Origin of the sequence: Luteimonas sp. WGS1318, from assembly GCF_043187535.1 — a bacterium.
Lineage (GTDB): Bacteria > Pseudomonadota > Gammaproteobacteria > Xanthomonadales > Xanthomonadaceae > Luteimonas.
The window spans coordinates 2,434,721-2,453,938 of the sequence record NZ_CP171131.1 but is presented as its reverse complement, the minus strand read 5'-3'; the positions used below and the strand labels follow the sequence as shown (position 1 = coordinate 2,453,938).

The 19,218-nt window shown below is 70.7% G+C and carries 21 protein-coding genes; 6 read left to right on the top strand and 15 right to left on the bottom strand.

From position 1 onward, the window contains the following. Positions 1-32 precede the first annotated feature (32 nt). The 10 genes from ACF3M1_RS11230 to ACF3M1_RS11185 all read right to left on the bottom strand — a co-directional run bounded on the left by ACF3M1_RS11230 (position 33) and on the right by ACF3M1_RS11185 (position 7,446). Entirely contained in the window at positions 33-1,043 is a 1,011-nt protein-coding gene (locus ACF3M1_RS11230) for a tetratricopeptide repeat protein (protein WP_394000673.1), read from the bottom strand. Further along, complete coding sequence (locus ACF3M1_RS11225; protein WP_394000671.1) at positions 1,043-1,486, bottom strand: cytochrome c-type biogenesis protein; 444 nt, start codon at positions 1,484-1,486, stop codon at positions 1,043-1,045. Before ACF3M1_RS11225 ends, ACF3M1_RS11230 begins: the two co-directional genes overlap by 1 nt. Next, positions 1,483-2,046 (bottom strand): DsbE family thiol:disulfide interchange protein, encoded by a 564-nt coding sequence (locus ACF3M1_RS11220; RefSeq protein ID WP_394000669.1) that lies wholly within the window; start codon positions 2,044-2,046, stop codon positions 1,483-1,485. The genes ACF3M1_RS11225 and ACF3M1_RS11220 overlap by 4 nt, the downstream gene beginning before the upstream one ends. Continuing rightward, positions 2,043-3,983, bottom strand: coding sequence for a heme lyase CcmF/NrfE family subunit (locus ACF3M1_RS11215; RefSeq protein ID WP_394000667.1), 1,941 nt, complete (start codon positions 3,981-3,983; stop codon positions 2,043-2,045). Before ACF3M1_RS11215 ends, ACF3M1_RS11220 begins: the two co-directional genes overlap by 4 nt. A 49-nt stretch (positions 3,984-4,032) precedes the next feature. Next, positions 4,033-4,515, bottom strand: a complete 483-nt coding sequence (ccmE, locus tag ACF3M1_RS11210; protein WP_394000665.1) for a cytochrome c maturation protein CcmE — start codon at positions 4,513-4,515, stop codon at positions 4,033-4,035. Further along, the gene (gene ccmD, locus ACF3M1_RS11205; protein WP_394000663.1) at positions 4,512-4,685 is read right to left on the bottom strand and encodes a heme exporter protein CcmD; all 174 of its coding nucleotides are present in this window, start codon (positions 4,683-4,685) and stop codon (positions 4,512-4,514) included. Before ccmD ends, ccmE begins: the two co-directional genes overlap by 4 nt. Then, positions 4,682-5,443, bottom strand: a complete 762-nt coding sequence (gene ccmC / locus ACF3M1_RS11200; RefSeq protein WP_394000661.1) for a heme ABC transporter permease CcmC — start codon at positions 5,441-5,443, stop codon at positions 4,682-4,684. The genes ccmD and ccmC overlap by 4 nt, the downstream gene beginning before the upstream one ends. A gap of 122 nt (positions 5,444-5,565) precedes the next feature. Further along, positions 5,566-6,258 carry a heme exporter protein CcmB gene (ccmB, locus tag ACF3M1_RS11195; protein WP_394000659.1) on the bottom strand — a complete coding sequence of 231 codons (693 nt, stop codon included), beginning with the start codon at positions 6,256-6,258 and terminating at the stop codon, positions 5,566-5,568. Next, the gene (gene ccmA, locus ACF3M1_RS11190) at positions 6,255-6,893 is read right to left on the bottom strand and encodes a heme ABC exporter ATP-binding protein CcmA (protein WP_394000657.1); all 639 of its coding nucleotides are present in this window, start codon (positions 6,891-6,893) and stop codon (positions 6,255-6,257) included. The genes ccmB and ccmA overlap by 4 nt, the downstream gene beginning before the upstream one ends. A gap of 70 nt (positions 6,894-6,963) precedes the next feature. Continuing rightward, a complete protein-coding gene (locus ACF3M1_RS11185; protein WP_394000655.1) occupies positions 6,964-7,446 on the bottom strand; it encodes a DUF3293 domain-containing protein in 483 nt (160 codons plus the stop codon). Between the two features lie 69 nt (positions 7,447-7,515). Between ACF3M1_RS11185 and ACF3M1_RS11180 the strand changes: the two genes are divergently transcribed. The 3 genes from ACF3M1_RS11180 (at position 7,516) to ACF3M1_RS11170 (ending at position 10,085) form a co-directional block, all read left to right on the top strand. Then, positions 7,516-8,661: a pyridoxal phosphate-dependent aminotransferase gene (locus ACF3M1_RS11180; RefSeq protein ID WP_394000653.1), complete on the top strand. Its 1,146-nt coding sequence runs from the start codon at positions 7,516-7,518 to the stop codon at positions 8,659-8,661. A 95-nt stretch (positions 8,662-8,756) separates the two neighbouring features. Next, positions 8,757-9,344: an SCO family protein gene (locus ACF3M1_RS11175; protein ID WP_394000651.1), complete on the top strand. Its 588-nt coding sequence runs from the start codon at positions 8,757-8,759 to the stop codon at positions 9,342-9,344. Positions 9,345-9,437: 93 nt separating this feature from the next. Beyond that, entirely contained in the window at positions 9,438-10,085 is a 648-nt protein-coding gene (locus ACF3M1_RS11170) for a response regulator (protein ID WP_394000649.1), read from the top strand. 154 nt (positions 10,086-10,239) lie between these two features. On the opposite strand, the gene ACF3M1_RS11165 is transcribed toward ACF3M1_RS11170, so the two are convergent. After that, positions 10,240-13,419, bottom strand: a complete 3,180-nt coding sequence (locus tag ACF3M1_RS11165) for an Rne/Rng family ribonuclease (protein WP_394000647.1) — start codon at positions 13,417-13,419, stop codon at positions 10,240-10,242. 403 nt (positions 13,420-13,822) lie between these two features. Here ACF3M1_RS11165 and ACF3M1_RS11160 point away from each other — a divergent pair, with 403 nt between their 5' ends. Further along, the gene (locus tag ACF3M1_RS11160; RefSeq protein WP_394000645.1) at positions 13,823-14,782 is read left to right on the top strand and encodes an RluA family pseudouridine synthase; all 960 of its coding nucleotides are present in this window, start codon (positions 13,823-13,825) and stop codon (positions 14,780-14,782) included. Positions 14,783-14,801: 19 nt separating this feature from the next. On the opposite strand, the gene ACF3M1_RS11155 is transcribed toward ACF3M1_RS11160, so the two are convergent. Then, positions 14,802-15,236: an energy transducer TonB gene (locus ACF3M1_RS11155; protein WP_394000644.1), complete on the bottom strand. Its 435-nt coding sequence runs from the start codon at positions 15,234-15,236 to the stop codon at positions 14,802-14,804. Continuing rightward, positions 15,236-15,577: a 4a-hydroxytetrahydrobiopterin dehydratase gene (locus ACF3M1_RS11150; protein ID WP_394000642.1), complete on the bottom strand. Its 342-nt coding sequence runs from the start codon at positions 15,575-15,577 to the stop codon at positions 15,236-15,238. Before ACF3M1_RS11150 ends, ACF3M1_RS11155 begins: the two co-directional genes overlap by 1 nt. Before the next feature lie 89 nt (positions 15,578-15,666). Between ACF3M1_RS11150 and ACF3M1_RS11145 the strand changes: the two genes are divergently transcribed. Together ACF3M1_RS11145 and ACF3M1_RS11140 are read left to right on the top strand one after the other, a co-directional pair. After that, the gene (locus tag ACF3M1_RS11145; RefSeq protein ID WP_394000640.1) at positions 15,667-16,260 is read left to right on the top strand and encodes an NfuA family Fe-S biogenesis protein; all 594 of its coding nucleotides are present in this window, start codon (positions 15,667-15,669) and stop codon (positions 16,258-16,260) included. A 30-nt stretch (positions 16,261-16,290) separates the two neighbouring features. After that, positions 16,291-17,898, top strand: coding sequence for a hypothetical protein (locus tag ACF3M1_RS11140; protein ID WP_394000638.1), 1,608 nt, complete (start codon positions 16,291-16,293; stop codon positions 17,896-17,898). Positions 17,899-18,250: 352 nt separating this feature from the next. On the opposite strand, the gene ACF3M1_RS11135 is transcribed toward ACF3M1_RS11140, so the two are convergent. After that, positions 18,251-18,550 carry a hypothetical protein gene (locus tag ACF3M1_RS11135; RefSeq protein WP_394000637.1) on the bottom strand — a complete coding sequence of 100 codons (300 nt, stop codon included), beginning with the start codon at positions 18,548-18,550 and terminating at the stop codon, positions 18,251-18,253. A gap of 318 nt (positions 18,551-18,868) precedes the next feature. Further along, a complete protein-coding gene (locus ACF3M1_RS11130; protein ID WP_394005249.1) occupies positions 18,869-19,204 on the bottom strand; it encodes a c-type cytochrome in 336 nt (111 codons plus the stop codon). Positions 19,205-19,218: the final 14 nt, after the last annotated feature.

Sequence of the window (19,218 nt, the reverse complement as noted above, 5' to 3'; positions counted from 1 at the left end):
TGCGCCCGCGACGTCCGGGCGCGGGCCGGGTTTCAGTCGTCGCCGCGGATCAGCAGGTCGATCGTGTCCTGCGCCGGCAGCGCGACGCGGACGGATGTCGATTCCAGATCGCCGTCGGCGCGGTCCGCGCTTCCGGTCGCCGACAGGCGCGCGCTCACCTCCACCGCATCCAGCGCCGAGAGGCGTCGGGTCGGCATCGGGCCGTCGCCGTCGTCGAGCACGATCTCGAGCGGCCACGCATCCGGTGCACGGCGCTGCACCGCGACCGGCATCGGCGTGCCGTCGGTCGCGCGTGCGATCACGAACACCTGTGCGCTGGCCGGCAGGCGTGCGAGCTGCGCGCGCGCCGCGTCGTCGAGCTGCACGCGCACGCGTAACGCGTAGGCCCCCGGCGACGTCGCGGTGTCTTCGGCCGGCGACGGCAGGCCGGCCGCGGCGCGGGCGACATCGATCTGCGCGCGCAGGGTGGCCGCGGTGCTCGCGTCGAGCTGGGTCAGCAGCGGTGTCCACGTCGCGACGGCGCCCGCATCGTCACCGGCCTGGCGTTGCGCGATGCCGAGAAACCAGCGGGCGTGCTGATGATCGGGTGTGCGCGCCAGCACCTCGCGAAGGATCCGCACGGCTTCGGCGTCGAAGCGGCGCGCCGGATCGGCCTGCGCACGCGCCTGGGCGTATTCGACCTGCAGGCCATCGTCATCCGGCAACAGCCGGGCGGCCCGTCCGATGGCATCGCGCGCGGCGTCGGGCCGGTCCAGGCCGGCATAGGCGCGGCCCAGCAGCAGCCAGCCTTCGGGCTGGCGCGGATCGCGCTGCAGGTCGCCTTCGAGCCGGGCGACCGCCTCGGCGAGCGAGTCGGGCGCGCGGACTTCGTCCGGATCCAGCGCCGCCGGCGTGCCGACGATCAGATACATCGCGCCGACCAGCACCGGCACCAGCACGGCCACGCCGAGGGCCACGCGTGGCGCGCCGCGGCGCAGGGCGAAGGTCAGCAGGGCGAGGGTCGCCAGGGTCATGCCGATCGCGATCAGGACGAACAGGGTCATCACCAGGCCTGGGTGTCGTCGGGAGGAAGCGCGGGGCCGCGCCGGCGTGTCGCGACGATGCGTGCGATGACCATTCCACCCGCGCCGAGCACGAGCAGCGGGCCGAACCACAGCAGCCAGGTGGCGGGCTGCACGCGCGGCCGGTACAGCACGAACTCGCCGTAGCGGGCGACGAGGTGGTCTTTCACGGCCGCGTCGTCGAGATCCCGGCGCATCAGTGTCAGCACTTCACGGCGCAGGTCGTGGGCGATCTGCGCGTTCGAATCGGCCAGCGACTGGTTCTGGCACATCACGCAGCGCAGCTCCGAGACCAGCCGGTGGAAGCGCCGCTCCTCGGCGGCGTCTTCGAACTGCAACGGGGCCGCGTCCACCGCGACCTGGGCGCGCACGGCCTGCGGCCAGGCCAGGCACAGCGCCAGCACGAGCAGCCACAGGCGCATCACCGGGCCTCCAGTGCGTCGACCCGCGGCATCAGCTGCGAGTGCAGCGTCTCGCTGCGCATCGGACCGACATGCTTCCAGACGACGATCCCGTCCGCATCGACGAGGAAGGTTTCCGGCGCACCGTAGATGCCCCAGTCGATCGCGGCGTGGCCGTCGTAGTCGACCAGCACCAGCCAGTAGGGGTTGCCGAACTGTTCCAGCCAGCGCAGCGCGTCGGCGTGCTCGTCCTTCCAGTTGTAGCCGATCACGCGCACGCGTCGGGTCTTGGCGAACTCGCTGATCACCGCGTGCTCTTCACGGCAGCCCGGACACCAGCTGCCCCAGACGTTGAGCAGGTAGGGCTCGCCGCGCAGTTCGTCGGACGTGACCAGGCGGCCGGGCTCGTGCAGCACCGGCAGCCGGAAGGCCGGCGCCGGCTTGCCGATCAGCGGCGACGGCAGGGCGTCACGGTCCGGATCGCGGCTCAGCCAGACACCGGCAGCCAGCAGCGCGACGATGCCGGCGAAGGCGACCAGCGGCAGCCAGCGGGCGCGCGAGGGGCGTGGCGCGGCGCCGCTCATGCGCGCGGACCGGCCGGCACGGAACGCGGACGCCGGAAGCGCCGATCGGCGGCCGCGACGAACGCGCCGAGCGCCATCAGCAGCGCCCCGGCCCAGACCCAGCGCACGAAGGGCTTGATGTGCACGCGGACCGCCCACGCGCCGCCGCCCAGGGGCTCACCGAGGGCGACGTAGACGTCGCGGGTGACGCCCGGCCGGATCGCGGTCTCGGTCATCACCTGGCCCCCGCTGGCATAGGTGCGTTTTTCCGGATGCAGCGTCGTCAGCAGGCGGTCGTCGCGCAGCATGCGCACGGTGCCGCGGTCGGAGGTGTAGTTCGGGCCCTCGTGATGCGCGACGCCGTCGAGCACGAAGGCGTCGCGCCCGAGCGTCAGCGTCTGGCCCGGCAGCAACGCGACCTCGCGCTGCACGTTCAGCGCCTCGACCAGCAGGGCACCGGCGATGAACACGGCGATGCCGAAATGCGCCAGCGACATGCCGGCCATTTCGGCAGTGAAGCGTGCGCCGGTCGCGCGGGCCTGCACGCGGGTCCACACGAAGCGCAGCGTGCCCGCACCCACCCAGACCGCGCCGGCCACGCCCATCGCGACCTTCCACGGTCCCTGCGGCGCGACCACGAACGCCAGCGCAGCGGCCACCACCGCCAGCACCGCCCACGGCAGCAGCATGCGCAGCGGACGCGCGGCGTCCTCGTTCTGCCAGCGGGTCAGCGGGCCGAACGGCAGCAGCAGCACCAGCGGCGCCATCAGCAGCAGGAACAGCAGGCCGAAGTACGGCGGGCCGACCGAGATCTTGCCCATGTCCAGCGCATCGGCCAGCAGCGGATACAGCGTGCCCAGCAACACCATGGCGCAGGCCGCGACCAGCAGCAGGTTGTTGGCCAGCAGCAGGGTCTCGCGCGAGGTCGCGGTGAACGGCTTGCCGTCGCGGCCGTCAGGCGCGCGCAGCGCATAGAGCAGCAGCGAACCGCCGACCACGATGCCCAGGAACACCAGGATGAACAGCCCGCGCGTCGGGTCGGCGGCGAAGCTGTGCACGCTGGTCAGCACGCCCGAACGCACCAGGAACGCGCCCAGCAGCGACAACGAGAACGTCGCGATCGCCAGCAGCAGCGTCCAGCCGTGGAAGCTGCCGCGTTTTTCGGTCACGGCCTGGGAGTGGATCAGCGCCGCGCCGGCGAGCCAGGGCATGAAGCTCGCGTTCTCGACCGGATCCCAGAACCACCAGCCGCCCCAGCCGAGCTCGTAGTACGCCCACCACGAACCGAGTGCGATGCCGATGGTCAGGAACGCCCAGGCGATGTTGGTCCACGGCCGCGTCCATCGCAGCCAGTGCGCGTCGACCTTGCCGTCGAGCAGGGCCGCGATCGCGAACGCGAACGGCACGATGAAACCCGAGTAGCCGATGTAGAGCATCGGCGGATGGATGATCATCCCCGGGTCCTGCAGCAGGGGATTGAGATCCCGGCCTTCGATCGGCATCGGCAGGATGCGTTCGAAGGGATTGCTGGTGAAGATCAGGAATGCGAGAAACCCGAAGCTGACCGCGCCGAGGATGCCGAGCACGCGCGCCAGCACCACGTCGGGCAGCGAGCGCGACCGCCAGGCCACGGCCGCGTTCCAGCACGCGAGCACGAACACCCACAGCAGCAGCGAGCCCTCGTGGCCGCCCCAGACCGCGGTGACGCGGTAGACCATCGGCAGCAGCGAATTCGAGTTCTCGGCGACGTAGCGCACCGAAAAATCCTGCAGCACGAACGCCGCGGTCAGCAGGCCCCAGGCGGCGAACATCAGCAGCCACTGTGCATACGCCGCCGGACGCGCACTCGCCATCCACGGCGCCAGGCCGCGGTGTGCGCCGAGCAGGGGCAGCAGGGTCTGCAGCAGCGACGCCACCAGCGCCAGCAGCAGCGCGATCTGGCCGAGTTCGGGCAGCATCAGTGGCCCAACCGGTGGCCGGCCGGGCGGCGCGCGGCCTGTGCCGACGTCACTGCGACGCGCCCGTGTCGGCGGGCGTGGTCACGCCGTGGCGATCGTGGGCCAATCCCATCTTGTCGGCGACTTCCTTGGGCACGTAGGTCTCGTCGTGGCGTGCCAGCACCTGTTCGGCGATGAACTCCCCGCCGTCCATGCGCCCGGTCGCGACGACGGCCTGATGCTCGCGGAACAGGTCCGGCAGCAGGCCGGTGTAGCGCACCGGCAGCTCGGCGTCGCCGTCGGTGACCCGGAAGCGCGCTTCCATCGACCCGTGTGCGCGGGAGAACGAGTCGCCGGCCACCATGCCGCCGAGCCGGAAGCGCGCCTGACCCGAGGCCACGGCCTCGCCGGCCGCGCCGCCCAGCACTTCGGCCGGCGTGTACAGGTAGGAGACGTTGCGCTGCAGGGCGAAGGCGATCAGCGTCATCGACAGCGCGCTGGCGGCGACGAGGGCGACCACGAACCACATGCGTCGGCGGCGGACGGGGTTCATCGGGTCAGCTCCGCGTCGACCGGCGCAGCCGCCGCCGCGCGCCGACGTGCGGCCAGCAGCCGCGCCGCACGCAGCGTCTGGGCGATGCGCACGCGTGGCGCGACGAAGTCCCAGGCCAGCACCGCGCCGAACACGGCATAGGCGGCGACCACGTATTCCAGGTAACTCATGCGGATCCTCCCGGGGCGGGTTCGACCAGGCGCCTGACCCAGTCCTTGCCCGCCTCGCGACGCAGGTTGTCGGCGCGTGCGCGCGCCAGCAGCGAGCCCACGAACCAGAATTTGGTCGCCACCACCATCCACAGCAGCGGCCAGGCCATGCTCGCATCGATCGTCGATTCGCCGAACACACGGATCGTCTGGCCCTGGTGCAGCGAATCCCACCACACCACCGAGTAGCGGATCACCGGCAGCAGGGCGACGCCGACGATCGCCAGCAGCGAGGCCGCGCGGGCCGCGGCGCGACGGTCCTCGATCGCACCGTACAGGCCGATCACGCCGAGGTAGAGGAACAGCAGGATCAGCTCGGTCGTCAGCCGCGGGTCCCAGCTCCACCACGCGCCCCACATCGGCCGCCCCCAGATCGAGCCGGTCGCCAGCGTGATCACGGTGAACGCGGCGCCGATCGGCGCGCAGGCCATCGCCAGGATCTCGCACAGCTTGATCCGCCAGACCAGGGCGATGACCGCATAGACGGCCATCGCCGCGAACACCGCCAGACTCATCCACGCGCTCGGCACGTGGATGTAGAGGATGCGGAAGCTGTCGCCCTGCTGGTAATCGGCCGGCACCACGAACAGCGCGCCGTAGAGGCCGACCGCCATCGTCAACAGGCCCAGACCGTAGGCCCACGGCGCCCAGCGCCGCGCGAAGCGGTCGAAGACAGGGGGCGAGCCGAGTTGATGGAACCAGTGGACGATCGGATTCATTCGGCAATGCGTGCAGGCGTGGCGGGGCTGGCGGTTCCGCGGCGCGCCTGCGAACTGCAGGCGGGTGCGGGGCGAGCGGTGTCACGTCGCGACGGGGCCCTCCAGACCCGTCGCGGGGCCGATCAATCGAGTGCGATGCGGATGGCGGCGGCGGCCGTCACCGGCGCCAGGACCAGCGCGACGACCAGGCCCGCGGCCAGCAGCAACAGGCCGCCGGACGGGTCGTGTCCCTGCGCCGCGATCGCGACGCTGCCGGCACCGAACACCAGCACCGGAACGTACAGGGGCAGGGCCAGAAGCGCCAACAGGATACCGGAACGCCGCATGCCGATGGTCAGCGCCGCGACCACCGCGCCGAGCAGGCTCAGCAGCGGTGTACCCAGCGCCAGGCCCGCCAGCAGGACTGGAAGCTGCGCCGGCGGCAGGCCGAGCAGCGTGGCCAGTACCGGGGTGGCGACCAGCAGCGGCAGCGCGGTCGTCGCCCAGTGCGAGACGGTGCGCACCAGCACCAGCCAGGCCAGCGGCACCGGCGCCAGCATCCACTGCTCCAGCGAGCCGTCCTCGGCATCGCCGCGGAACAGCGTGTCCAGTGCCAGCAGGCCCGACAGCACCACCGCCACCCACAGCACGCCCGGCGCCACCCGCGCCAGCATCGCCGGCTCGTTACCCAGCGCCAGGGCGAACAGCACCACCACCAGCACCGCGAACAAGGCAGGTTGCGCGGCATCGCCGCGGCGCCGCCACAGCAGATGCAGATCGCGCGCGAGCAGCGCGCGCGCGCTGCCGGCGAGCGTCGGCGTGACGGCGGCGCTCACGCGGCCGCCCGCAGCAGCAGTTCGCGCGTGCGCACCGGCGGCGCGGCGTAGGCGCCGTGCGTGGTCACCAGCGCCGCGCCGCCGTCGTCGAGCTGCGCGCGCACCATGCGGTTGACCAGGTCGATTCCCTGCAGATCGAGATTCGCGTAAGGCTCGTCGAGCAGCCACAGCGGCGCCGGCGACATCCACAGCCGCGCCAGCGACAGGCGCTTGCGCTGGCCCGCCGACATCTGTCGGACCGGCAGATGCGCATGGGCCGCGAGGCCGACGACCGCGAGCGCGCGGTCGCTGTCCTGGTGCGCGCGACGCCCCTGGAGGCCGGCGAGGCATGCGAGGTTCTGGTGCGCATCGAGATCCGCCTTGAGGCCGGGCAGGTGGCCCAGGTAGGCCATGCTGCCGGCGCGCATCGCGCGCGCGACCGGAACACCCGCCACTTCGACGCGGCCCGCGCCTGCCTCGAGCAGGCCGGCCAGCACGCGCAGCAACGTGGTCTTGCCCGCGCCGTTGTCGCCGCGGACCAGCAGCGCCTCGCCGGGCGCGACCTCGAAATCGAGCGGGCCGAACACCGCGCGCTCGTCGCGCGTGAAACACAGGCCGCGGGCAGCGAGCAGCGGAAGAACGTCGGTGGCGGACATGCGGCGGTGACGGGTCCGGGTCGGCGACCCGGGCGGCCGCGCATCATCTTAGGCGCTGGCCGGCGCCGCGTCAGCGCAGCCAGTCGACGTCGCGGTCGCCTGCCAGACCGTCGGGGCGTCGCGCGTCCATGCGCAGTCGCACCGAGGTCTCGCGGCGCCACCACAGCGTGCCCAGCTGGCGATAGCGCCGCGCGAGCGCGTCGAAGGCATCGACCGGCATGCCGAAGATGATCCAGCTCGGTTCGCGCCAGCTGCGGTCGGCGGCGCTCGCGAACGCGGGAATGCAGGCCAGACCGGTCGTGGCGATGTCCGCTTCGAGCGCCTTGTCGGCGCGCCGGTTCTCGGTCGCGCTGCGCGCCACCGACAGCGGGTTCCACGCCGACAGCAGGCCGTAGCTCGTCACCTCGGGATAGTGCAGGTCGAGTCCCGGGGTCGGCAGCCCGATGACCACGTCGTGCCAGTCCGAACGCGACTGCCAGCGGTAGCGGGCGTCGAGATACGCGTGCAGCAACTCGATCAGGCGGGCATCGTCGATGGAATGCTGGTCGTTCATGCCTGCGGTTTATCCCCTGCGCCCGCGTCCGTACACTCGTGGCCCTTCTGCATCAACGGAAATGCGCCCATGATCCGGACCAAGCTGCCCAAGGTCGGCACCACGATCTTCACTGTGATGTCGCAGCTGGCCGCCGAACACGGGGCCGTCAACCTGGGCCAGGGGTTCCCCGATTTCGAGGTGCCGGGCCGCCTGGTCGACGGACTGGCCGACGCGATGCGTGCGGGTCACAACCAGTATGCGCCGATGACCGGCATTCCGGTGCTGCGCGAGGCGATCGCCGACAAGACCGCGCGGGTCTACGGCCACCGGCCCGATGCCGACAGCGAGGTCACCGTCACCAGCGGTGCCACCGAGGCCCTGTTCAACGCGATCCACGCAGTCGTGCGGGCAGGCGAGGAGGTCATCGTGCTCGACCCGGCCTACGACAGCTACGAGCCGGCGATCGAGCTCGCGGGCGCGGTCGCCGTGCACGTGCCACTCGATCCGCGCAGCTTCGCGGTGGACTGGGACCGTGTGCGCGACGCGGTCACGCCCAAGACGCGGATGCTGATCGTCAACAGTCCGCACAACCCGTCGGGCGCGATGTTCGGCGCCGACGACATCGCGGCGCTGATCGACCTGCTTCGCGACACCGACATCGTGCTGCTGTCGGACGAGGTCTACGAGCACATCGTGTTCGACGGCGCACGCCACGAATCGATCCTGCGCCATTCCGAACTGCGCGACCGCGCGTTCGTCGTCTCCAGCTTCGGCAAGACCTACCACTGCACCGGCTGGAAACTCGGCTACTGCATCGCACCGCCGGCGCTCAGCGCCGAGTTCCGCAAGGTCCACCAGTACAACGTGTTCTGCACCTTCGCGCCGGCGCAGCACGCGTTCGCGGCGATGCTGCGCGAGGAGCCGGAGCACTACGAGCAGCTCGGCGCGTTCTACCAGGCCAAGCGCGACGCGTTCGCCGCCCAGCTGGCGACCACGCGGCTCGAAGCGCTGCCGGTGCCGGGCGGGTATTTCCAGCTCGTCGATTATTCGCAGGTCAGCGATCTCGACGATGCCGCGTTCTGCCGCTGGCTGACGATCGAGAAGGGCGTGGCGGCGATCCCGCTGTCGCCGTTCTACGCGCAGCCGCCGGCCGGCCAGCGCCTCGCACGCCTGTGTTTCGCCAAGAACACGGCCACGCTCGACGCGGCGATCGCGCGCCTGCAGGCGCTGTAGCGCAGGCCGCGACGATCGGTCGCAACCGGCTTCAGGCACCGGGTCTTACAATCGTGAGCGGCCGCGTCGTGCGGTCGATACCTCCGGATCGTGCTGTGCGTCTGCTGTTCGCCTGCTGTCTCGTCCTGCTGCTCGCCGCGTGTGGCGCGCCGCCGCCCGGGCCGTACCACGGCACGGACCTCAGCGGTGCGTCTTACGGGCGCATGCTGGACCTGGACGATGCCGAGGGACGGCCGGTCAGCCTCGGCGATTTCCGCGGCGACTACGTGCTGCTGTCGTTCGGCTACACGCATTGCCCCGAGGTCTGTCCGACCAGCCTGTTGAAGGCGACCCAGGTGCGGCGTGCGCTGGCCGACGACGGCACGCCGCTGCGCATCGTGTTCGTCACCGTCGATCCCAAGCGCGATACCGGGGAGATCCTCGCGGGCTACGTGAGTGCATTCGGTCCCGACATCGTCGCGCTGCGCGGCGACGACATGCAGACGCGCCTCGTCGCGCAGGCGTTCCGTGTGACCTACCGCGAGGTGCCGACGAGTTCGTCCTATGCGATGGATCACACGATGGTGAATTATCTGATCGGCCCGGACGGGCGCCTGCGGCTCGCGTTCCAGTACGACCAGCCGGCCGCGGAGATCGTCGAGGACATCCGGCATCTGGTGACGACGGCGCACGTCCCGGGCTGACTGTCACCTCGGGGTTTCCCCGACTTGCGGCGCCGACGACACGCGTCGTAGCCTCGCGGGTCGGGGATGGAACCGAACGGAGTCAGGGACGGAATGAAGATTCGAGTGTTCATGGTCGACGACCATGCGCTGGTCCGTGCAGGGCTGCGCATGATCCTCGCCAACGAGGACGATATCGAAATCGTCGGCGAGGCCGACAGCGGTGAACTCGCACTGCCGCAGATCCGCCGGCTCAAGCCCGACATCGTGTTGTGCGATCTGCACCTGCCGGGGATCAGCGGTCTCGAGGTCACTGAGCGCGTGGTGCGGGGCCAGTCCGACACGCGGGTGATCGTCGTCTCCATTCTCGAAGACGGGCCGATGCCGCGACGGATGATCGAAGCCGGCGCATCGGGGTACGTCGGCAAGGGCGGCGACGCGCGTGAGCTGGTGCGCGCCGTACGCGATGTCGCACGCGGCAAGCGGTATCTCGCGAGCACGATCGCGCAGAACCTGGCGCTGTCGGGCATCGGCGGCGACGGCACACCGTTCGATGCACTGTCGCCGCGCGAGCTCGAGGTCGCGATGCTGCTGGTGCAGGGGCTGCGCCAGGAGGACATCGCGCGACGGCTGAGTCTCAGCGCCAAGACGGTCAACACGCACAAGTCGCGCCTGTTCACCAAGCTGCAGATCCAGGACAGCATCGCGCTGGCACGCATGGCCAGCCAGTACGGGGTGATGGCGCCCGACCAGACGGTCTGAGCGGCGCGCGTCCGGCGTCGCCGGGCGACAGGACAGGCGCGGTCGAACCCGATCCGTTCCTGGTCGATTGCGCACGCTGATCCGACGTCAATGCCGATGCCGAAAACGAAAACGCCCCGGCAGGACCGGGGCGTTTTCGTGAGCGGTGTGCGTATCAGGCGTCGCGTGCGGGCGGACGTGCGGCGGGTGCCGTAGCGTCGTCCGTAGCGTCGTCGCGTTCGGCCTCAGCTTCGACCTCGACCTCCGCAGGCACGCGGTCCGATGCGGACACGTCCTCGTCCGGGGTCACATCGTCGGCTGGAGCCGGCGACGCGGGTGCGACCGGAGGCGCATCGAACAGGCCCGGGGCGACCGGCGTCGTCCGGGGCGCCGCAGGTTCGACGTCGACCGGCCGGTCCTCGGCAACCGGGGGCTCGGCGGGTGCGGGCGCCGGCGAGGTGAACGTCGCCCGCGTCGCCTCGGTCACGTCGTCTTCGATCGCGGTGGCGGCCGCCCGCGCAGGCTCCGGTGCCGGCGTGCGCGTCTCGACCGCCGGAGCCGGCGTCGCCGTCTCGGGCTGCGCCGCCGCGGGCGTCTCGTTCTCGGGCTCCGCAGGTGCCTGCACCTGAGGCGCCGGCGCGACCGGGGCCGTTTCCGCCGGACGCGCCGGCACGGCAGCAGCCACCGTTTCGGCAGCCTCGCGTGCCGGTTCGACCGCTTCGGGCTCGGGAGCCGCTTCGACGGGCGAAGCCGCACGCTCGGTCGGTGCCGCTTGCGATGCGACATCCGGAGTGGGGGTCGTGTCCGCTGCCGGTGCAGCTGCTGCCACGGATGCCGGAGGCGGCACGATCGCGGGCGGCGGCGTCACCGCAGGCGCGGCAGCCGGCAGGTCGTCGAAGTCGAACTCGGGCTGCGCCCGATTCGAAGGTGCGATCTCCGATTCCTCGTCGGCCTCGTCGCTATCACCATCGATCTGCGACTCGTCACCGGCGGCACCGGCCTCGCCCTTGCCGCGACGACGACGACGCCCACCGCGACGGCCACGACGCCGACGGCCGTTGCCGCCTGCCTCGTCGTCCGCGTTCTGTTCGTCGTCCGTCTCGGCCGAGCGCACGCCATCGGCGGTCACGGGCACCTCGACATCCGTCTCCGGCGCGTTCGCACGCGCCGTCGCCGGGGCGACCGGTGCGGCGACTTCGGCGCGCGGTGCGGGCTCGGCCGGCGTCGGGGTGGTCACGTCGATAGGCGCGGCAGCGGCCGTGGTCAGGGCGGCGGCCGCCGTCGTGCTCAGCTCGGACTCCGACTCGGGCCGGGGCTGACGCGGCGGACGGGGCGTCTTCTGCTTCTGGCGACGCTCCTGCGGGCGCTCGGGCGAGCGCTCCTTGCGGGCCTCCGGCGCAGGCTGCTCACGACGCGGTTCGCGCGGTGCGGCGGCCTGTTCCTCACGGGGCGCGTTCGACGTCTGCGTGCCGCCCTGGCGGTTGCCGCGCCGGTCCCGACGCTGGCCGTTACGGCCGCGATCGCCACGCCCTTCACCACGCGGCTGACCCTCACGGTTGGCGTCCTGGCGCGCGCCGGCCTGCGGCGGGCGCTGCGCCGGTGTCGCCGGTGCGGACGGCGCGAACAGGCTCTTGAACCAGCCCATGAACCCGCCCGCTGCCGGCACGGCAGCCGGCGCCTGGGCCTGGACGGGTGCGGGCGCCACCGGTGCCGGTGCGACGGCGACCGGCTCCGGCCTGGGCTCACGCACCGGTGCCGGCTGCGAGGGACGCACATTGGTGACCGCCGGCGGCGGCACGTTGAGGTTGTTCTTGCTCAGCGCGATCGTGGCCACGCGACGCGGCGTACCGCGCTGGTAGCTCGGTCGGCTGGTCTCTTCGCCGAGTTCGTTCTCGCGCAGGCGCGAGACCTCGTAGTGCGGCGTGTGCAGCTGCTCGTCGGCGACGATGATGATCGGCGCGTCGTGGCGCTTCTCGATCTCGGCCAGCGCACCGCGCTTCTCGTTGAGCAGGTAGTTGGCGATCTCGACCGGGGCCTGCACCAGCACCTGTCCGGTGTTGTCCTTCATCGCGTGCTCTTCGGCGACGCGGATGATCGACAGCGACAGCGATTCGATGCTGCGCATGCGGCCATGGCCCTCGCAGCGCGGGCAGACGATCTGGCTCGACTCGCCCAGCGACGCACGCAGGCGCTGGCGGCTCATCTCGAGCAGGCCGAACTTGGAGATCCGGTTCTGCTGCACGCGCGCGCGGTCGTACTTGAGCGCGTTCTGCAGCTTGTTCTCGACATCGCGCTGGTGCTTGTTCGACGACATGTCGATGAAGTCGATGACCACCAGGCCGCCGAGGTCGCGCAGGCGCAGCTGGCGGGCCACTTCCTCGGCCGCTTCCAGGTTGGTGTTGAACGCGGTCTCTTCGATGTCGCCGCCCTTGGTGGCGCGGGCGGAGTTGACGTCGATCGCGGTCAGGGCTTCGGTCTGGTCGATGACCAGGGCGCCGCCGGACGGCAGGCGCACGGTGCGCTCGTAGGCGCTCTCGATCTGCGACTCGATCTGGTAGCGGTTGAACAGCGGCACGTCGTCGGTGTAGTGCTTGAGCTTGCGCAGGTTGTGCGGCATCACCTGCTCGACGAACTCGCGGGCCTCGTCGTACATCTCCGGGGTGTCGATCAGGATCTCGGCGATGTCGGCGCGCATGTAGTCACGCAGCGCGCGGGTGATCAGTCGCGATTCCTGGTAGATCAGGAACGGCGACGGCTTGCTCAGCGCGGCCTCGGCGATCGCGCGCCAGATGCTCAGCAGGTAGTCGAGATCCCACTGCAGCTCTTCGGCGTCGCGGCCGACGCCGGCGGTGCGGATGATGACCCCCATCTCGTCGGGAATCTCCAGCGCATCCATGGCCTTCTTCAGCTCGGCACGGTCCTCGCCTTCGATCCGGCGCGACACGCCGCCGGCGGTCGGCGAGTTCGGCATCAGCACCATGTAGCGGCCGGCCAGCGAGATGAACGTGGTCAGGGCCGCGCCCTTGTTGCCGCGCTCTTCTTTGTCGACCTGGACGACGACCTCCTGGCCCTCGCGCAGCAGATCCTTGATGACGCCCTTGTTCGGGTCGGCGCCGGCCTGGAAATAGTCGCGGGAGACTTCCTTCAGCGGCAGGAAGCCGTGGCGGGCGGCGCCGTACTCGACGAACGCGGCCTCCAGCGAGGGCTCGATGCGGGTGATGCGGCCCTTGTAGATGTTGGACTTCTTCTGTTCCCTCGACGGCTGCTCGATGTCGATGTCGTACAGGTTCTGGCCATCAACGATGGCGACGCGCAGTTCTTCTGCCTGCGTCGCGTTGATCAGCATGCGTTTCATGGTGGACGTTCCTTAACGCGCTCTCGCGCGCGGAACGCCGGGGCGTTTCGCCTGGATGAGGCCTGAGGCCGCCGCGCACGCGCAGCGGCCTACCGGGTTGTCCAGCGCTACGACACCACGGCGGGCCGCGGGAGCGCTCGTTGTTCTTCAGTGTGGAGCGGGGCCGCGGGCCGTGCCCGGCCGGTCGTTTGGACGGTCGGAAACGCCACGCGGGACGTGTTCAGCGCCGATGCCAGGCATCGGGCGATAACCGGTACCGCCGTACAGCCGCTAACATGGCCGCCCCTGGGGCGGTGGCCGCGCACTGTCCGGAGACCTTTGGAAGGCAGGCTTTTGGCCCGGGTTCTTCCAGAGAAATCAGCACCTTATATCGCGGCGCGAGTGTAGCAGATAAAGCCTTTCGATGACTGACAGCGGTTCCAACCCCACCGGCGGCGTGCGCCTGGTGCGCGTCCCCGACGACCGGGACGGCCAGCGCCTAGACAATTTCCTGCTCGGCCAGCTCAAGGGCGCGCCACGGTCGATCGTCTACAAGATCGTGCGCAGCGGCCAGGTCCGGGTGAATGGCGGCCGTGCCAAGGCCGAGCGCAAGCTCGAGGCCGGGGACGAGGTGCGGATTCCCCCCGTCCGGCTGGAGACGCCGGGCGAGGCGGGCACGCCGTCGAAGGGTCTGCTGGCGGCGATGGACGCGAGCATCGTGTTCGAGGATGGCCGCCTGCTGGCGATCAGCAAGCCGTCGGGCATCGCCAGCCACGGCGGCAGCGGGATCAGCTTCGGGGTCATCGAGACCCTGCGGGCGCTGCGGCCGAGCCAGTCGCTTGAGCTGGTGCACCGGCTCGACCGCGACACCTCCGGGCTGATGGTGCTGGCCAAGAAGCGCTCGGCGCTGACCCAGTTGCAGGCGCTGCTGCGCGAGGATCACGGTGCCGGCATCCGCAAACGCTACCTGGCCCTGCTGACCGGGCGCATGCCCGACGGCACGATGAGCGTGGACGCGCCGCTGCATGTCGGTCTGCGCCAGGGCGGCGAGCGCCATGTCCAGGTCAATCCGCAGGGCAAGGTCGCGCTGAGCCACTTCGGGGTGCTGGAACGGCGCGGCGGACAGTCGTACTGCGAGGTCCGTATCGAAACCGGCCGGACCCACCAGATCCGCGTCCATGCCCAGCACATCGGGCATCCGGTCGCAGGTGACGACAAGTACGGCGATGCCGAGGTCAACAAGCGCCTCCGCGAGCAGATCGGGCTCAAGCGGCTGTTCCTGCATGCCGCGTCGCTGGAATTCACGCTCGACGACGGCGAGGCCTACGTGCTCAACGCGCCGCTGGCCGACGACCTGCGCGAGGCGCTCGACCGGCTGCGCTGAGCCTGACGCATCGCGTACCTCAGAGCATGAAATCGATCGGAATGCGCACGTGGCCCGGTGCCGGCGATCCTTCGTGCATCGCGGGCGTATAGGTCCAGCGTCGGGCCGCCTCCTCCGCGGCGGCGTCAAGCGCGGCGTGGCCGCTGCTCTCCACCACCGAGACGTTCTGCAGACTGCCTTTCGCGTCCACGTCGACCCGCACGATGACGGTGCCGGTGGCGCCCGCCCGCACGGCCTCCCGCGGATAGGAGGGGGGATGGCTGCTCTTGCTGGGGATGTCGACCGAGGCGCCGAACGTGGCGCCGTCGGCCGCGTCATGCGTGGAAGCGCCGGCGAATGTGGCGGACGCGACGCACAGGCCAAGGAACGGCACGAGGGCGTGAAGGACGACGCGCCGGTGCGCGCGGGGGCGCGGCGCCGATGGCTCGGCGTCCGGCGTCAGCAGGCGGCGCATCAGGCGACCAGCCGGTCGGCCTTGGCGGCGCAGATGAAGTCATTTTCCGACAGCCCGCCGACATCATGGGTCGAATAGCGCACGACGACGCGGTCGTAGTGCACGCCGAGGTCGGGGTGGTGGTCTTCGCGATGGGCGATGAAGGCCAGCGCGTTCACGAAGGCCATCGTGCGGTGGTAGTCGTCGAACCGGAAGGTGCGCGTCAGTGCCTGGCCGTCCTCGGCAAGCGTCCAGCCGGAGACCTGGGGCAGCAGTTCGCGCACGCGGGCTTCGGGCAGCAGATGCTCGGCACCGCGGCGGGCGAAACAGTGGGCATCGGCGAGCGGGATCAGATCGGACATGGCGGTGGCTCCTTGCGGGCATGCGCGGCATTCATGCGACAGACGGACAGGGCCGTGTGCCGCCGCGCGGGGCCGCTAGAATACGCCGCATGATCAATATCTCCGAAACCGCCCAGTCGCATTTCCGCAAGCTGCTCGAGCGCGAGTCGACGCCCGGCCTCGGGGTCCGGCTGTCGGCCGTCCATGCCGGCACCAGCCGCGCCGACGTCCGGCTGGAATTCGCCGACAGCAGCGAACTGCTGGGTGACGAGTGGGCGATCGATTGCGAGGGCTTCACGCTGTGGCTCGATGCGCCCAGCGTGCCGTACCTCGACGGCGCGGAGATCGATTACGAGGCGCGCGCGACCGGCGGCCAGTTGCAGATCCGTGCGCCGAAGATCAAGGGCGAGGCGCCGCCGGAGGCCGCGTCGCTGGTCGAACGCGTGCGCTGGGTGGTCGAGAACGACGTCAACCCGCAGCTCGCCCAGCACCGCGGCAACGTGACCGTGCAGGAAGTGACGGCCGACGGCGTGGTCGTGCTGCGCTTCGGCGGCGGCTGCCACGGCTGCGGCCTGGTCGATGTGACGCTCAAGCAGGGCATCGAGAAGACGCTGATGGACAAGGTGCCGGGCGTGACCGCAGTGCGCGATGCGACGGATCACGAGACCGGCGACGCGCCCTACATGCCGCGCGACGTCGCGTAACCGGCCACGACGACGGGCGGCCGCGAACGGATGTTCACTTCCGCTGACCTGATCGACGTGCTGCGCCGCAGGCGGCGCCGTTCGATCCGGCCGGAGGCGGCCGTCGAGGGGTTTCCGCCGGGCTGGGCGATCTGGCTGTCCGCGATCCGGGTGCGGGTCGGTGCGGTGACCGGGGCCACGGCGTCAGCGATCGTCGAGATACTCGCGGCTCGGCCGCCGCCGCCGCGCAAGCGCTTTCCCGTGCCCGCCACGCGGCTCCATGCCTGGGCGGGCCTGATCCATCCGCTGTGGGAACCGCCGCCGCGCGACCAGCGCGGCCTGCGGCGCCTGTCGCTCGCGGCCACGCTGTTGGTCCAGATCGTCTGGATCAGCCTGCTGTTCGCGCTGATGAATACCCGGTTCCTCGCCGCCGACGCGCCGGCAGCGCTCGGCGAAGAGCACGTGGTGCAGGCCGTCTTCATCGGGACGGGAACGCCGGACGACACCGGCGGCGGTGCGGCGCAGGACGTGCCGCAGCCCGACGCGGACGCCGCGGCGGCGCCGACGCCGTCCGCCGCGGTCGCCACGCCGGCGGCGTCTGCGCCGCCGATGCCGGAGGAGGTCGTCGAGCCGGCGCCCGAGACGGCGTCCGCCGCCGACGGCGAGGAGGCCGCCGCCCAGGTGCTGCAGATCACCGAGACTCCGATGCCCGATATCGACTTCACCCTGCCGCCGCCGCGGCCGCGCGAGGCCTTGCCCGAGGTCGCGGTGCGCGAGCGCGAGATCGCCGGCGCGCCGATGCAGGCGGTCGAGGTGCCAGTGCTGCGATCCCCGGCACCGGTGGCCGCGCCGGACGTCGTGACGCCGCGCGAGGTGCAGGTCGAGGTGCGCGAGCGGGCGATGGCCGAGATCGCCGAACGCGCACCGGTGCCGGTGATTCCGCAGCGCGAGGTTGCCCTCGACGCGCCCGTGTCGCCGGCGCGGGCGGCGCCCGAGGTGACCGCGCGGGACCGTGCGGTTCCGCTGCGTGATCCCTCGCCAACTGCCGCGCCCGGCGCCGCCGCATCGCCATCACCGGCAGTGGCCGCCGCGCCGGCCACGCCGCAACCCGGTCAGGGCGCCCGCACACCGGCACCGACGGCCGGGCGTGGCCCCACGGCCGGCGCGCCACCCGGGGCTGCGCCGTCGACACGCGCAGCCGACGACTGGGGCGACGGCGTGAGTGCACGCGACGGCGGCCAGCGCGGTACGCCGTCGGGCCTGCTCGGTGCGGACGGTCGTCCGCGTCTCGCCGACGGCGGGCGCGTCGGCGGCGGGCTGCCGCCGGGCACGATCACCGAGGACTTCGCGAAGATCGACCGCGAAGGCACCTGGCTGCGGCGCCCACCGACCGATTACGAGCCCACCAGCTTCGACCGGTTCTGGGTGCCGAGCGAGACCCTGCTGGAGGAGTGGGTACGACGCAGCGTCAAGACCGTGCTCATCCCGATCCCGGGCACCAGCAAGACGATCCGCTGCAACGTGGCGCTGCTCGCGTTCGGCGGTGGCTGCGGCATCACCGACCCGAACATGCAGGACGTGGAGACCGACGGCCGTCCGCCGCCGGACGTGCCGTGGAAGCCGGAGCTGCAGGAAGATCAGGACAGCCTCGGCGGCTGAGTGAGCTGAACGCGGCGCCTGTCTGCTTTTGTGTGCGTGTGTCGGTCTGAGGTCGTCACTCCCGCGTAGGCGGAAGCGTTTTTCAACAGCCGAATGGCTGGTCAGTCCATGGACTTCGCGCGCCGCGTCCGTTTCTGCTTGTGCCGGGGCTCAGGCTCAGGCTCTGGCTTTGGCTCCGGCTTTTGACGTCAATCGAGCCGTAAAGCGAGCCGAGCATCGCAGGGCGGCGGGGTCGAAGAGCAGCCCATGTCTGAGCGCAGCGAGTTTGGGCTGCGTGCCCCGTCGCCCGAGAAGCGCAGGGGACCGGCACGGCGCAGCCGTGTCGGATCGCGTCCGGCGAAGACGGTTTTGCTTACTTTTGCCAAGACAAAAGTAAGCCGCGCGACAGCGCGGAAGCCCTGTCGTTGATCTTCGCTTCCGCGTTTGATCCATTGTTTTTATAAGGAAGATCAAAGTCGCAAAGCGACGGGCGAAGAAGCTCAAGCAAGTGCAGAGCTTTCGCCCGCTCGCGCGTGCGAGTCCCTTTTGGAGGGACCCAAAAGGAACCAAAAGGTCCCTTCGCCGGACGCGAGCCGATGCGATGAAGCCGCATCGGTCCCCTCCGCTCCTCGCCTGACGCGGCACGCAGCCCAAACTCGCTACGCTCAAACATGGGCTGCTCTCCGGCCGCGCCAGGCTCCGGTGCTCGGCTCGCTCTACGGCTCGATTCAAGTCAAAAGCCGAAGCAAAAATAAAAGCAAAAGCAAGAAGCAAAACCAAAAGGCAAAAGGCAAAAGGCAAAAGGCAAAAGCAAAAACCGGGAAAAACTGGAGCCGGGTAGAGCAGTAAAGACACACGCACGAGACAGAACCAGACAGACGCCTGGTCAGATCGAATCAGCTAAAGCCCCTCGGGGCGAGACTCGTGCGTGCCCGCCAAGACAGGCACGTCACCATCGAGCGGCGCGCAGACAGCGCCGCCGGTTCAGGGCTCAGTTGTCGTGCGCGCCGCGCAGATCGCGCAGCTGGCTCGGCTGCGCCGCGAAGTACGCGGCGAGATCGGCGATCTGCTGGTCGCTCAGGCCAACGGCCTGCTGCGACATCAGGGCATGCTCGCGGTCGCCGTCGCGGTAGGCCTGCAGCGAATGGGCGAGGTAGTCGCGGTACTGGCCGCCGATCTTGGGATAGGTCGGATCGAGCGGCACGTTGCCACCGGCGCCGTGGCAGTCGATGCAGGTCTGGCCGGTCGCGGCGCTCTTGACGTTGGCCGCCTGCTCGCCGGCATCTACCCGGCCGCTGGGCAGTCCGGCCGACGACGTGGTGCGCATCGGCTGGGCATTCG

What these genes read in the sequence shown, in the direction of transcription:
- ACF3M1_RS11150 (WP_394000642.1), bottom strand. Translation starts at nt 15,577, where the DNA reads ATGTCCGATCTGATCCCGCTCGCCGATGCCCACTGTTTCGCCCGCCGC.
- ACF3M1_RS11185 (WP_394000655.1), bottom strand. Translation starts at nt 7,446, where the DNA reads ATGAACGACCAGCATTCCATCGACGATGCCCGCCTGATCGAGTTGCTG.
- ACF3M1_RS11230 (WP_394000673.1), bottom strand. Translation starts at nt 1,043, where the DNA reads ATGACCCTGTTCGTCCTGATCGCGATCGGCATGACCCTGGCGACCCTC.
- ACF3M1_RS11165 (WP_394000647.1), bottom strand. Translation starts at nt 13,419, where the DNA reads ATGAAACGCATGCTGATCAACGCGACGCAGGCAGAAGAACTGCGCGTC.
- ACF3M1_RS11145 (WP_394000640.1), top strand. Translation starts at nt 15,667, where the DNA reads ATGATCAATATCTCCGAAACCGCCCAGTCGCATTTCCGCAAGCTGCTC.
- ccmA (WP_394000657.1), bottom strand. Translation starts at nt 6,893, where the DNA reads ATGTCCGCCACCGACGTTCTTCCGCTGCTCGCTGCCCGCGGCCTGTGT.
- ACF3M1_RS11215 (WP_394000667.1), bottom strand. Translation starts at nt 3,983, where the DNA reads ATGCTGCCCGAACTCGGCCAGATCGCGCTGCTGCTGGCGCTGGTGGCG.
- ccmD (WP_394000663.1), bottom strand. Translation starts at nt 4,685, where the DNA reads ATGAGTTACCTGGAATACGTGGTCGCCGCCTATGCCGTGTTCGGCGCG.
- ACF3M1_RS11180 (WP_394000653.1), top strand. Translation starts at nt 7,516, where the DNA reads ATGATCCGGACCAAGCTGCCCAAGGTCGGCACCACGATCTTCACTGTG.
- ccmC (WP_394000661.1), bottom strand. Translation starts at nt 5,443, where the DNA reads ATGAATCCGATCGTCCACTGGTTCCATCAACTCGGCTCGCCCCCTGTC.
- ACF3M1_RS11130 (WP_394005249.1), bottom strand. Translation starts at nt 19,204, where the DNA reads ATGCGCACCACGTCGTCGGCCGGACTGCCCAGCGGCCGGGTAGATGCC.
- ACF3M1_RS11170 (WP_394000649.1), top strand. Translation starts at nt 9,438, where the DNA reads ATGAAGATTCGAGTGTTCATGGTCGACGACCATGCGCTGGTCCGTGCA.
- ccmE (WP_394000665.1), bottom strand. Translation starts at nt 4,515, where the DNA reads ATGAACCCCGTCCGCCGCCGACGCATGTGGTTCGTGGTCGCCCTCGTC.
- ACF3M1_RS11135 (WP_394000637.1), bottom strand. Translation starts at nt 18,550, where the DNA reads ATGTTTGAGCGTAGCGAGTTTGGGCTGCGTGCCGCGTCAGGCGAGGAG.
- ACF3M1_RS11140 (WP_394000638.1), top strand. Translation starts at nt 16,291, where the DNA reads ATGTTCACTTCCGCTGACCTGATCGACGTGCTGCGCCGCAGGCGGCGC.
- ACF3M1_RS11220 (WP_394000669.1), bottom strand. Translation starts at nt 2,046, where the DNA reads ATGAGCGGCGCCGCGCCACGCCCCTCGCGCGCCCGCTGGCTGCCGCTG.
- ACF3M1_RS11155 (WP_394000644.1), bottom strand. Translation starts at nt 15,236, where the DNA reads ATGCGCCGCCTGCTGACGCCGGACGCCGAGCCATCGGCGCCGCGCCCC.
- ACF3M1_RS11160 (WP_394000645.1), top strand. Translation starts at nt 13,823, where the DNA reads ATGACTGACAGCGGTTCCAACCCCACCGGCGGCGTGCGCCTGGTGCGC.